The organism is Arthrobacter sp. K5 (assembly GCF_040448525.1).
Classification (GTDB): Bacteria; Actinomycetota; Actinomycetes; order Actinomycetales; family Micrococcaceae; genus Arthrobacter; species Arthrobacter globiformis.
This window is the reverse complement of record NZ_CP159279.1, coordinates 530,053-542,829: the sequence shown is the minus strand read 5'-3', so window position 1 is coordinate 542,829 and position 12,777 is coordinate 530,053. Positions and strand designations below refer to the sequence as shown.

The window sequence follows — 12,777 nt, the reverse complement described above, 5'->3', positions numbered from 1 at the left end:
GAGTGCCCTGCGCGCGCCGTGTACTTGCCTAGTGGCCGGCGTCGTACCAGCTGGTGCCGACGCCGATCTGGACTTCCAGCGGAACGCTGAGTTCAGCGGCGGCGGCCATCTGCTCCGTGACGAGCTTTTCGACTGCCTCACGTTCGCCCTTGGCCACTTCGAGCACCAGTTCGTCATGGACCTGCAGCAGCATGCGTGATTTCAGTCCCTGCGCGGCGAGCTCCGAATGCACGCCCAGCATGGCCCGCTTGATGATGTCCGCGGCCGAACCCTGGATGGGCGAGTTCAGGGCAATGCGTTCAGCGTTCTCACGTAGCTGCCGGTCCGTGCTGGTGAGGTCCGGCAGGTAGCGGCGCCGGCCTTCGATCGTGGCGGTGTAGCCGTCCACCCTGGCCTGGTCCACCACGCCGCGCAGGTAGTCACGTACGGCACCGAACCGGTCGAAGTAGTCCTTCATGAGATTCCTGGCCTCGTCCACCGAGATCTCGAGCTGCTTGGACAGCCCGAAGGACGTCAGACCGTAGGCCAGACCGTAGGACATGGCCTTGACCTTGGAACGCATCGCGCTGGTGACCTCGGCCGGCGGCACGTGGAAGATGGACGAGCCGACGAAGCGGTGCAGGTCCTCCCCTTCGCGGTAGGCCTCGATCAGTCCGGCGTCCCCGGACAGGTGTGCCATGATCCGCATTTCGATCTGCGAGTAGTCTGCGGACAGCAGGCACTCGTAACCGTCACTGACCACGAAGATGCCACGCACGCGGCGGCCTTCCTCGCTGCGGATCGGGATGTTCTGCAGGTTGGGGTTGTTGGACGAGATGCGCCCGGTGGCGGCCACGTTCTGGGCGTAGGTGGTGTGGATGCGCCCGTCCTCGGCCACGGACTTCTTGAGTGTCTCCACCATCTGCCGCAGCTTCGCGGATTCACGGTGCGCCATGAGCTGGACCAGGAATTCGTGCCCGGTTTTCTCCAGCAGGTTCTTCAGGGAAGCGGCATCCGTGGTGTAGCCGGACTTGATCTTCTTGGTCTTGGGCAGTTGCAGCTCCTCGAAGAGGACGGTCTGCAGCTGCTTCGGCGACCCGAGGTTCACCTCGTGGCCGATCGCGGCGAACGCCCGTTCCTGGGCGTCGTCGATCACCCTGGCCAGATCCGACAGCTGTTCCTCCATCAGCTCCAGGGAGACGGCGATGCCGGCCGTCTCCATGTCCGCCAGGACACGGGCCACCGGCAGCTCCAGCGTGGCCAGCAGGTCCTCGGCCTTGCGGTCCTTCAGTTCCGATTCGAAGTACTGGCTCAGCTTGTGGACGACGGCGGCCACCTGGACCAGCGCGCCGGACGCCGCGGCGTCGTCGTCGTCGAATGCCAGCTCCAGCTGGCCCGCCTTGGCGGCCTCGGGCGTGATGTGGATGTTCAGGTGGAACTGGGCCAGTTCGGCCAGTTCATAGGTGCGGCGGTCGGGCTGGATGAGGTAGCCGGAGATGGAGGTGTCATCCACCACGCCCTCCAGGCCGAACCCGCGGTTGGCCAGTGCCTTCAGCGCTGCCTTGTAGCCGTGCGTCACCTTCGGGGATCCAGCGTCCCGGAGCCACAGGGCCAGCACGTTTTCCGCCTCGGCGTCCAGCGTGGTGAGGTCGACGTAGGCCGCGGCATCGTCCCGCACGATCGCGACGGCGTCCGCGTCCTCGCCGATCCGGCCGGGCAGCACGTCCACGGCGAGGGCGGAGCGCTGATCGGTCCCGGCCTCGAGGAAGGCCCGGAGCGCGTCGGCGTCCGTCAGCGTGGTGAAGTCCCTGGTCTCCAGGGCTTCGCGTTCCGGCGCCGGGGCTTCGCTGGCGTAAAGGTCGAAGAGCCGGGTGCGGATGGTCTTGAATTCGAGCTCGTCGAAAAGATCCTCCAGCGCCTGCTGGTCCGGCCGTGGATCAGCCAGTTCGTCCAGCGTCACCGGCAGGTCAAGGTCGGTGTGGAGCTGGTTCAGCTTCCGGTTGCGCTTGACGGCGTTGACGTTGGCGCGCAGCGAGTCCCCCACCTTCCCGCCGATGGCATCGACGTGTTCCAGCACGCCTTCGAGGCCGCCATAGAGGTTGATCCACTTGGCTGCCGTCTTGGGACCGACGCCGGGGACGCCCGGCAGGTTGTCCGCGGTCTCGCCCACCAGGGCCGCGAGGTCCGAGTAGCGCGAGGGGCTGACGAAGTACTTAGCCTCAACGGCGGCGGCGTCCATGCGCGGGATGTCGCTGACACCTTTCTTCGGGTACAGCACGAACACGTTGTCGGTGATGAGCTGGAAGGCGTCACGGTCGCCGGATACGAGCAGAACCTCGTAACCGGCCTTTTCACCCATGGCGGCGAGCGTGGCCAGGATGTCGTCCGCCTCGTAGCCGGGCATCTTGATGGTCTTGATGCCCCACGCGCCCATGACCTGGTCGATGAGGTCGATCTGGCCGCTCATTTCCCGGGGCGTCTCGTTGCGGCCGCCCTTGTACTCGCTGTACTCGGCCTTGCGGTGAGTGGTGTCATCCGAGACGTCGAAGGCGACCGCGATGTGGGTGGGCTTCTGCTCCTTGATCAGGTTGATGAGCATGGACGTGAAGCCGTGGATCGCGTTGGTGTGCTGGCCCCGGGCGGTGGAGAACTTGTCGGCCGGGAGGGCGAAGAAGGCCCGGAAGGCCATGGAGTGCCCGTCCAGCACCAGAAGCCGGGGCTGCTCCGTCAGGGGAATAACGGGGGCCTCGGTGGCCGACACCGACGGGGCGTCCGGCGAGGACACCGCGATGTCCTGAAGGGTCTGGGTTGTGGACGGAATTGGGGCCGGTTTGGTTGTTTCACTCACAGGTGCCAGCCTAGTTGCCATGATGGACAATTTCACGCCCGGGCCCGCCGGTGAGGCCAGCCCCACAGAGGCCGGCCCGACGGCGGAAGCACGCCCCGCCGGCAAAACGCCTGCCGCGGTTGAAGCGCCAGCTGCGGTGGAAGCCACAGCGGAAGCACAGTTCAGGGAAGAGCTGTTTGCCGCCGGCGTCCCGGAACACCTCCACGGCTGGCTTGCCGACTACGGCATCGGTGCCTTGGTGGTGAAGATGGGGATCCGGTTCCTGGAGATGAGCCCCGAACGGTGCGTGGCCACGATGCCGGTGGAGGGCAATACCCAGGTGGCAGGCATCCTGCATGGCGGCGCACACGTGGTGCTGGCCGAAACACTGGGGTCGTTTGCCGCCGGGATGCATGCCGGTCCCGGCCGCCAGGCGCTGGGCATCGAGGTTGGCGCCACCCACCACCGCGCCGTTTCCGCCGGCACGGTGACCGGAACCTGCACGGCCATCCACCTCGGCCGCACGGTGACCACCCACGAAATCGTGATGACCGACGAGCAGGGGCGGAGGCTGTCCACGGCGCGCATCACCAACCTCATCCGGGACACGGGCCGGTAGGCAGGAAACCGTAGACAGATGACCGACGCGTCCTAAATCTGGCGCGCAGGCCAGCTGTACCGGAGCTCCACGATCCCCCGCCCCTGGGGACGCGCCTCCTGCAACTCAAGTGGCGCCGTCGGGCCCTGGACGAGGGGAAGCAGCCGCTTTCCGCCGCCAAGCACCACGGGGATGACCGAGACGATCAGTTCGTCCAGCAGGCCGGCGTCGGCGAACTGGGCGGCGAGCTCGCCGCCGCCCACCATCCAGATGTTTTTGCCGCCGGCGTCACGCCGGAGGTCGTCGATGAATTCGGTCACTTCGCCGCGCACGAACGTGATGTCTGCGCCCGGCGGGGCGCTGAACTCGTGGTGGGTGAAGATCCAGCAGGGCGTGCCTGGGTAGGGCCAGTTGCCGGGTTCGTGCTCCATCAGCCACTCGTAGGTGGTCCCGCCCATGACGATGCAGCCGACGCCCGCCATGAAGGTTTCGTAGCTTTCCTTGCCGCCTTCGAAGCCGTCGAACTGCAGCAGCCAGGCAAGATCGTCGTCTGCGGTGGCGATGAAGCCGTCGAGGGAGGACGCAACATAATACTGGACACTGGGCATGGGCCCAGCCTAGCCACTCCGGATGGAGGTTCACAGGGGCAGCCCGGCCCCGTGGGCGTCCGCCGCCGGACGGTGCAGCTAGCCGCTGAAGTACGGAATGATCAGGTAGAGCCCGAACAGCACGGCGACGCCGCAGAGCCCGAAGCAGATGTAGGAGAGGTACTTGACCCAAACGGGCGCGGCGACCTGCCGGTCACCGGCGATGGCCGTAAGCCGGACTCCGAGGGAATAGAGGACCACGACGGTCACGGCGGCGATCAGTGTGGCACCTGCCACGGTGACGAGTTCCAACCACTTCATCGCTGCGGGCCCTTCGGGTTGTTGTTCCTGGCGCGCTCGGCGGCGCGGGCCCTGGCGAGGGCCTTCTTCTTCGCGAAGCGGACAGCCTGCCCGGCCTCTTCGACTTCAACGGCGTTGTGGTGGCCCACCTGGGATTTGCGGGACACCAGGAACATGTACAGCACGGCCGCGGTGCCGGCCACGGCCGCGATCACCACACCGACAACCCCGGTCTTGACCAGCAGGGCGGTCAAAGCACCCACGATGCCGGCCGCCGGCAGCGTGAACAGCCAGCCGAGGGCGATGCGCCCCACCATGCCCCAGCGCACAGTGGTTCCCCTGCGGCCCATGCCCGAGCCGATCACTGATCCGGATGCCACCTGCGTGGTGGACAGGGCAAAGCCGAGGTGCGAAGAGGCCAGAATGGCGGAGGCGGTGCTTGACTCGGCCGCGAAGCCCTGGGCGGGCTTCACCTCGGTGAGCCCGGCGCCCATGGTCCGGATGATGCGCCAGCCGCCGGCGTACGTTCCGATGGCGATGGCGAGTGCGCACGCCGTGATCACCCATAGCTGCGGGCCCGAACCGGGATCCTGTGTCCCGGCCGCGATCAGCACCAGGGTGATGATGCCCATGGTCTTCTGGGCATCATTGGTGCCGTGCGCCAGGGCCACCAGGCTGGAGGTGAAGATCTGGCCGGTCCGGAAGCCGCCGCGCTTCTGCGTGAGCTTGCTGCCTGTCTCCGGATCGTGCCGGGAGGTGAGCGCGTAGGCGATGCGGGTGCAGACGTAGGCCACAAGACCTGCAATGACCGGGGCGAAGACTGCGGGCAGAATGACTTTTTGGAGCAGCGTCTCAAGGTTGACGGTGTGGAACCCGATGCCCGCGATTGCGGCACCGATGAGGCCGCCGAAGAGCGCATGGGATGAACTGGAGGGCAGTCCCTTGAGCCAGGTGATCATGTTCCACAGGATGGCGCCCATAAGACCGGCGAAAATGATGTCAGGGGTGATCTGGACGCCGCCTGACCCCTCGCGGATGATGCCGCCCGAGACCGTTTTGGCGACTTCCGTAGACAGGAACGCGCCAACCAGGTTCAGGGCCGCCGCGAGAGCAACCGCAGTCTTCGGCTTGATGGCACCGGTGGCAATGGGCGTGGCCATCGCGTTTGCGGTGTCATGGAACCCGTTCGTGAAATCGAAAAATAATGCCAGCGCAATGACCAGCGCCACCATGAAGGTGATGTCCACCTGTTGCCCAATCTGCAGAGTCTACGTTCAGCAGTTCCACTTCCCCTGCCTGCACTGCACAGCATAGTTCACCCGATGTTAAAGAAAACGTCTCCGGGTGGGGTAGCGAAGCTGCAGGGCGGGCTTGAAACCCTATCGATCGTACGCGCCCTGCAGACGAGGTCAAACCTGCACCGCGCAGGTGCTGTCACGCCTGCCGGTCCGGGTGCCGGGCGAAGGCGCGGATGGCTTCCAGCTCGCCCGGCGACAGTCCGGTCCGTGGATCCGGCGAGACCAGCATGGCACGGCGGCCAAGGATCCGGGCCCAGGCCTGGGCGCGGCCCTCGAAGGCGAGCTGGTCGTCCACCCAGACGATGCGCTCCGGCGTGTTCCTGCCCACATCCGCCTGGATGGCTTCCAGCTTCCACCACTCCGCGCCGCTTCCCGCCCCGTCTGCGGTCAGAACCGGCCACAAGCTTCCCTCCAGCCCGGTGACCGGGCAGAGTACTGCAGGCGCCAGTTCCTCCCAGCTGGTGAGCCAGACGAAACGCAGACCGGGCCACAGCGTCAGCCGGTTCAGGGCCGCCACCAGCTCCACCGCGTAAGCCACTTCCAGCATTCCGGCAGAGGCATAGTGCCATGCTGAGCCCCAGGGTGTGGATCCCGTGGGGCCGAACGGGCACACGACGCCGTCCACGTCGAGGTACAGGGTGACCTGGGCGCTCGGGTCTCCATTCGGCGCTGGGTCTCCACTCTGCGCGGCATTTCCCACGGCATTCCTCCCACGCCTGCTACCGGCGATGGACCCAACGCTACGGAACGCCCGCCGGGCGGGGCAATGCTTTCAGGTTGCACAGGGCATTCAGACAGCACAGGGCATTCAGACAGCACGGGGCTTTCAGGCAGCATGCTCCCGCCCGGTACGGTTCCCTACGCCGGAACCGTTGCCCGCACGGACGACGCCGGAACCGCTGCGGCCGGAACGCCGTCGCCGTCCTGGCCGTACAGCCAGTCGTTGTACTGGAAGTTGTTGTCCTTCCGGCTCTTGAACAGGAGGTTGCGCAGCGTCCGGGCCAGTCCGGAGACGTGCCAGGATTCGCCCCAGATACGGGCGGTGCGCTGGACCCGTGCGGTGCGGCCGGCGCGGACGTTGTTGAATTCCCTGATGGCGTCATCCCAGCCTCCGGGGTTGACGCCGTCGGGGGTGAACACCGTGCCGTTGCTGGCGTCCTGCAGCACGGCCGCGTCCTCGAGCGCCTGGCAGGCGCCCTGGGCGAGGTACTGCAACATCGGGTGCGCGGCGTCGCCCATCAGGACCATCCGGCCGGCCACCCAGTTTTCGATCGGGTCGCGGTCGTACATGGGCCAGCGCATGCTGGTGCCCAGGTTTTTCAGCGCTTCCTGGACGGCCGGGACGCAGTCCTTGTACGCAGCCTCGAGCTCGTCCACACCGCCGTACTGCTCTTCGCCGCGTTCGAAGGAAGGGGACTTGAAGACGGCCACGGTGTTCAGCAGCTCGCCCTTGCGCAGCGGGTACTGCACGAGGTGGCAGTCCGGTCCGAGGTAGACGATGACGTCCTCCAGGTCCGCCTTCGGGGTGTTTTCCGTAATGGGAACGGTGCCCCGGTAGGCGACGTAGGCCGACGAGACCGGCTCGTCATTGGCCACGAGCGAACGCAGGGTGGACTTGAGTCCGTCGGCGCCGATCACAACGTCTGCTTCGTAGTCCACACCGGCCGCGGTGTGCGCCACGCCCCGGCCGTTGACGGTTTCAACGCTCTCGACCATGACATCGTTGACAAGCCTGACGCCCGCAGCTTCACAGCCTTCAAGCAGGACCCGGTGCAGGTCGCTGCGGTGGATCACGACGTACGGCGCACCGTAGCGTTCGGCAAATTCGCCGCCGAGCGTCTGCCGGGTGAGCTCCTCGCCGGTGATGGCGTCGCGGAAGACCAGGTGCTTGGGCTGGACACCGATTTCCAGTGCCTTTTCCAGCAGTCCCCAGCGCCGGAGGACGCGGGAGGCGTTGGGGGCCATCTGCAGCCCCGCTCCCACCTCGCCGAATTCCGGCGCCCGCTCCACGAGGGTGACATTGGCGCCGTTCTCACGCAGCGCGAGTGCTCCGGCCAGTCCGGCCATTCCCCCTCCGATGACGAGAACATCGGTGGACGGTACATCGGTAGACGGGGCGTGTTCAGACATTGATTGCTCCTGTTGGTGAAGGTGAAATGGAGAGTTTTGACTTGAGTTTGAGGCCGACGGCGGTCAGCAGCACCGCGGCGATGGCGGCTGCTCCGGCGAAGGCCAGGAAATTGGAATTGACGCCCAGCCCGGCGGCCAGCAGCAGGCCGCCTATCTGGGGTGCGGCGACGGCGCCAATCCGGCCCGTGCCAAGGGCCCAGCCCAGCGCGGTCCCCCGCAGATGACCGGGATAGTGGCTCGCGACGGCGGCGATGATGAGGCACTGAGTGCCGTGCGTGCCCACACCGGCGAGGACCAGCATGAAGTACACGACCCCGACGGGCGGCCCGAGCACGAGGACCACCAGCGCTCCGGCGGCGACGAAGGCGGCGGCGATCGCCGTCGGAATCGGACCAAAACGGGTGCCTGCCCAGGCCGTGATGACCGAGCCGGCCACCGCCCCGAGGTTGAGGGCCAGGGCGAAAGTCAGGGCGGAACCCAGGTTGTAGCCGGCCAGCTGCATGAGGTTGGGCAGCCAGGTGCCCAGCCCGTACCAGGCGAAAAGGGTGGCAATCGTCGCTACGGCGAACAGCACGCTGATCCCCAGGTAGGGGGCGCGAAGCAGCGAACTGAATCCGGATGGTTCTTTGCCTGTGGCGGCTTTGTCGGGGCCACCCGCCGGCGCCAGCGTCTCCGGAAGGTATTTCAGTCCGAGAGGCACCACGATCACCAGGGCAAGCACGGCCACCAGGAACATTGACTCCCATCCGAAGGTTGGGATCATCTGAATGCCGACGAGCGCGGCGACGGATCCGCCGATCGGGACACCGGACATCATCAGGGTGGCAACGGTGGACCGCCATTTGGCGGGCACCAGCTCGGCAACGAGGGCGTTCGCCGACGGCACCAGGCCGCCGAGTCCAAGGCCGGCGAGGAGCCGCAGGGCGCCGAAGACGGCGGCGTTGGGAGCGAAAGCGCACAGGATGGTGAAGACCGAAAAGACCACGGCGCAGCCCAGGATGGTGCGGCGGCGGCCCCAGGAGTCGGCCATCCGGCCGGCAAAGATTGCCCCAATCATCATGCCGACGAAGGCCATGGATCCTATGGTTCCGGCGGTGGCCTTGCTCAGTCCCCAGCCGGTTTCGGAGATCAGCGAGGACTGGACGGTGCCGTAGACGATGAGGTCGTACCCGTCGAAGACCACCAGCAGCCAGCAGACAAGCACGGCAAGGGCGGACTGTTTCGAGAAACGGGGCGCCGGCGCCGGCGGGAGGGCTGCCTCCGGCATGGACCGCTCCGGCGCTGCAGCGGAAGGTGTGTGATTCATGCCACCAACTCTCAAGGCTGAGGCGGCGGCACTCCAATACAATTCTGGCATGCAGAATTCACCGCTCAGGAGGAAGCCCACGTACTCGATCGAGGCGGTGGACAATGCCCTGCAGCTGCTGCAACTGCTGCGCGACGGGGGCAGCCTGCGGCTCAAGGACGCCGCGAGCGAACTTGGCGTGGCACCGTCCACGGCACACCGCCTGCTGGCGATGCTGGTGTACCGGGGCTTCGCCGTGCAGGACGAGACGAGGCGCTACGTCCCCGGACCCGCGATGGGGGCGGGCCCGGCAGGGGTCACCTGGACCCGGCTGCTGCGGAACCTGGCACGCCCCCACATGGAACTGCTGAGCTCGCGCCTCAACGAGACCGTGAACCTCATGATCCGGGTGGGCACCAAGGTCCGGTTCCTGGAGACAATTGAAGGCACCAACGCCCTTCGCGTGGGCGACAGGCAGGGAACCGTACTGCCGGCGCACAGGGCATCCGGCGGCAAGGCCATGCTCGCCGAGCTGGAGCAGGCACTGGTTGAGCAGCTGTTCCGGAGCCAGAATGCCGAGATTGGCGGGGACAGCATTCCCGACGCCGAGTTCCCGGCGTTCCTGCGGGAGCTGGAAACCATCCGCAGCAACGGCTTCGCGGCCAACTTCGAGGGAACCGAGGAGGGCATCAGCGCACTCGGCATGGCCCTGCACAACGGGAAGGGCGAGGTGGTGGGCGCGATCACCGTAGCCACGCCGGTGACCAGGTTCCGCACCGTCTTCGACGCCGGCCTGGTGCGGGCCATGCTGGAAACGCGCCGGCAGCTGGAGATCGACATCGCCGCCAATCCGGCCGAGCCGGGCTGACGGAAACGAACGAGGCGGCTTAAAAGTTCTGCAGGACAGAATATGCTGGGGGTCACAGCCGCAGCGTCCCTAGTCTCGGTAGTGCGCCCAGACGTATTCGCACTCACCGAGGAGGCCCCCCGTGTCCATCAGCGCCGAGACCACGACCCATGCATCAGTTGCCGCCGCCCATGTGGCCCCGGAGCCTACCCCGGAGGAAGCCGTGCAGCTGGAGCAGCTGTACAGGGACTTCGAGTCGGAGAACCTGATCCCGCTGTGGACCGAGATCGGTGACCTGATGCCGATGGTCCCGTCCCCGAAGGCCGTACCGCATGTGTGGCGCTGGAACGACCTCTACCCCTTGGCTGCCCGCGCCGGTGACCTGGTCCCGGTCGGGCGTGGCGGCGAGCGGCGGGCCATAGCCCTCGCCAACCCGGGGCTGGGTGGCACGCCCTATGCGACACCGACGCTGTGGGCGGCCATCCAGTATCTCGGCGCCCGGGAGACCGCCCCGGAGCACCGGCACTCGCAGAACGCCTTCCGGTTCGTCGTCGAGGGTGAAGGCGTCTGGACCGTGGTGAACGGCGACCCGGTACGGATGTCCCGCGGCGACTTCCTCCTCACACCCGGCTGGAACTTCCACGGCCACCACAACGACACCGATGAGCCGATGGCCTGGATCGACGGCCTGGACATCCCGTTCGTGCACTACGCCGACGCCGGGTTCTTCGAGTTCGGCACCGAGCGCGTCACCGACGAGGCCACCCCTGACATCTCCCGGTCCGAGCGGCTCTGGGCCCACCCGGGCCTGCGTCCCCTCTCCGGCCTGGACGACACCACCAACTCCCCCATCGCCGCGTACCGGTGGGAACACACCGACGCCGCGCTGCGCGAGCAGTTGCTCCTGGAGGATGAGGGCCACCCGGCCACGGTGTCCCAGGGCCATGCCGCCGTCCGGTACTCGAACCCGACCACGGGCGGGGATGTGATGCCCACCATCCGCGCCGAGTTCCACCGGCTCCGGGCCGGCGCCGCCACCGAGCGCCTGCGCGAGGTCGGCTCCAGCGTGTGGCAGGTCTTCGAAGGCACCGGCACCGTGCTGCTCAACGGCGAACCGCGGAACCTGGCCAAGGGAGACCTGTTCGTCGTCCCGTCCTGGCAGGAATGGTCCCTGCAGGCCGACGCTGGTTCTCAAACGGGGTTTGACCTGTTCCGCTTCAGCGACGCCCCCATCTTTGAACGACTGAACTTCAACCGCACCTACACCGAAGGACGCAACAAGTAATGAGACTCCTCACCCTCCGCCTCCCCAAAGGCACCGGCAATTCCAAAGGCACAGCCGCCGTCCGCCAGGACGGCGACACCCTGACCGAGATCGACGGGTTCAGCGACGTCGGCGCCCTGCTGAAAGACTCCAACTGGGAGTCGATCGCCCGGGCGGCCAACGGCGCAACGCACCCGCTCGAGGGCGCCGACCTCGAGGCCGTTGTCCCGGCTCCGGGCAAGATCATCTGCGTGGGCCACAACTACCGGAACCACATCAAGGAAATGGGAAGGGAAGTCCCGGAACACCCCACCCTGTTCGCCAAATACGCCGGATCCCTGATCGGCCCCAACGACGACCTGGCGCTGCCGCAGGAATCCGACGCCGTGGACTGGGAAGCCGAACTCGCCGTCGTTATCGGTAAAACCGGCCGCCGGATCAGCGAAGCCGACGCGAAGGATCACATCGCCGGATACTCGGTCCTGAACGACATCAGCATGCGCGACTACCAATTCCGCACCGTCCAGTGGCTGCAGGGCAAGACCTGGGAAAACTCCACCCCGTTCGGCCCCGCCCTGGTCACCAAGGACGAGTTCAGCGCCGGCCCGCTGATGACCTCCGCCGTGGACGGCGAGATCCAGCAGCAGACCCCCACCGGGGACCTCGTCTTCACCCCCGAATACCTGGTCTCCTACATCTCCACCATCATTACCCTGAACCCCGGCGACGTGATCGCCACCGGCACCCCCGGCGGCGTGGGCCACGCCCAGGACCCCAAGCGCTACCTGCAGGAAGGCCAGGTCCTGGTTACCACCATCGAGGGCCTGGGCCAGCTGGCCAACCGCGCGGTCAAGGAGGCCTGATGGTCGCCCGCACCGACCTCGCCACCGATCGGCGCCTGCAGGAAGAACTCCTGCAGGCCCGGCGGGGCACCGCGTTCTTCGCCCGCAAACTGAGCGAACTCACCGATGATGAGCTCGACGGCGGCTCCCTCCTTCCGGGCTGGACCCGCCGACACGTCGTGGCCCACGTCGGCTACAACGCCCGCGCGATCGCCCGGCTGGTCGAATGGGCCGCGACCGGGGTGGAGACACCCATGTACCCCTCCACCGAGGTCCGGGACCACGAGATCAACTTCGGCGCCACCCTCTCCCCGATCGCCCTGCGGAACCTCTTCGACCACTCCGCGGTGCACCTGTCCGTCGAATGGCGCGACCTGCCCGACCGGGACTGGGCCAACGAAGTGAAGACCGTCCAGGGCCGCACCGTGCCTGCCTCCGAAACCGTCTGGATGCGCACCCGCGAAGTCTGGATCCACGCCGTCGACCTGGGCAACGGCGCAACCTTCGGCGACATTCCCGCACCCGTCCTGGAACGGCTGCTGCGGGACATCACCGGCGCCTGGAAAACCCGTGGCACCGACGCCGGGCTCCTCATCAAAGTCACCGGCACTGAAGTAGCAGGCACGGATCTCACGTTCGGCGACACCAGCGCCACTGACCGGACGATCATCACCGGCACCCTGCCCGCCGTCGTCGAATGGGCCACCGGCCGCGGCACCACCGGCGTCACCGCCGCCCGCGGGAACGAGGGGCTGACCAACGTTCCCGCCGCCCCGAAGTGGATCTGAGGTCGGCCACAACGCCGGGGTAGACTGTGCCC

At 66.9% G+C, this 12,777-nt stretch carries 12 protein-coding genes; 5 read left to right on the top strand and 7 right to left on the bottom strand.

Features of this window, described 5'->3' with window-relative positions:
• Window positions 1-28: 28 nt before the first annotated feature.
• Window positions 29-2,668, bottom strand: a complete 2,640-nt coding sequence (gene polA, locus ABRP34_RS02285; RefSeq protein WP_353713289.1) for a DNA polymerase I — start codon at window positions 2,666-2,668, stop codon at window positions 29-31.
• Between the two features lie 178 nt (window positions 2,669-2,846).
• On the opposite strand from polA, the gene ABRP34_RS02280 reads away from it, so the two are divergent.
• Window positions 2,847-3,425, top strand: a complete 579-nt coding sequence (locus ABRP34_RS02280; protein ID WP_353712110.1) for a hotdog fold thioesterase — start codon at window positions 2,847-2,849, stop codon at window positions 3,423-3,425.
• Between the two features lie 32 nt (window positions 3,426-3,457).
• On the opposite strand, the gene ABRP34_RS02275 is transcribed toward ABRP34_RS02280, so the two are convergent.
• From ABRP34_RS02275 to ABRP34_RS02250, 6 genes are all read right to left on the bottom strand, one after another.
• A complete protein-coding gene (locus tag ABRP34_RS02275; protein ID WP_353712109.1) occupies window positions 3,458-4,012 on the bottom strand; it encodes a dihydrofolate reductase family protein in 555 nt (184 codons plus the stop codon).
• Window positions 4,013-4,090: 78 nt separating this feature from the next.
• Window positions 4,091-4,312 (bottom strand): hypothetical protein, encoded by a 222-nt coding sequence (locus tag ABRP34_RS02270; RefSeq protein WP_003805503.1) that lies wholly within the window; start codon window positions 4,310-4,312, stop codon window positions 4,091-4,093.
• Window positions 4,309-5,538: an inorganic phosphate transporter gene (locus ABRP34_RS02265; protein WP_003805502.1), complete on the bottom strand. Its 1,230-nt coding sequence runs from the start codon at window positions 5,536-5,538 to the stop codon at window positions 4,309-4,311. The genes ABRP34_RS02270 and ABRP34_RS02265 overlap by 4 nt, the downstream gene beginning before the upstream one ends.
• A gap of 187 nt (window positions 5,539-5,725) precedes the next feature.
• Window positions 5,726-6,289, bottom strand: coding sequence for an HAD domain-containing protein (locus ABRP34_RS02260; RefSeq protein ID WP_353712108.1), 564 nt, complete (start codon window positions 6,287-6,289; stop codon window positions 5,726-5,728).
• Between the two features lie 158 nt (window positions 6,290-6,447).
• Window positions 6,448-7,719, bottom strand: coding sequence for an FAD-dependent oxidoreductase (locus ABRP34_RS02255; protein WP_353712107.1), 1,272 nt, complete (start codon window positions 7,717-7,719; stop codon window positions 6,448-6,450).
• Entirely contained in the window at window positions 7,712-9,025 is a 1,314-nt protein-coding gene (locus tag ABRP34_RS02250; protein WP_353712106.1) for an aromatic acid/H+ symport family MFS transporter, read from the bottom strand. The genes ABRP34_RS02255 and ABRP34_RS02250 overlap by 8 nt, the downstream gene beginning before the upstream one ends.
• A gap of 49 nt (window positions 9,026-9,074) precedes the next feature.
• On the opposite strand from ABRP34_RS02250, the gene ABRP34_RS02245 reads away from it, so the two are divergent.
• From ABRP34_RS02245 to ABRP34_RS02230, 4 genes are all read left to right on the top strand, one after another.
• A complete protein-coding gene (locus ABRP34_RS02245; RefSeq protein WP_353712105.1) occupies window positions 9,075-9,872 on the top strand; it encodes an IclR family transcriptional regulator in 798 nt (265 codons plus the stop codon).
• 121 nt (window positions 9,873-9,993) lie between these two features.
• The gene (locus ABRP34_RS02240) at window positions 9,994-11,136 is read left to right on the top strand and encodes a cupin domain-containing protein (RefSeq protein ID WP_353712104.1); all 1,143 of its coding nucleotides are present in this window, start codon (window positions 9,994-9,996) and stop codon (window positions 11,134-11,136) included.
• Window positions 11,136-11,978, top strand: coding sequence for a fumarylacetoacetate hydrolase family protein (locus tag ABRP34_RS02235; protein WP_353712103.1), 843 nt, complete (start codon window positions 11,136-11,138; stop codon window positions 11,976-11,978). The genes ABRP34_RS02240 and ABRP34_RS02235 overlap by 1 nt, the downstream gene beginning before the upstream one ends.
• Complete coding sequence (locus tag ABRP34_RS02230; RefSeq protein ID WP_353712102.1) at window positions 11,978-12,745, top strand: maleylpyruvate isomerase family mycothiol-dependent enzyme; 768 nt, start codon at window positions 11,978-11,980, stop codon at window positions 12,743-12,745. The genes ABRP34_RS02235 and ABRP34_RS02230 overlap by 1 nt, the downstream gene beginning before the upstream one ends.
• Window positions 12,746-12,777 lie beyond the last annotated feature (32 nt).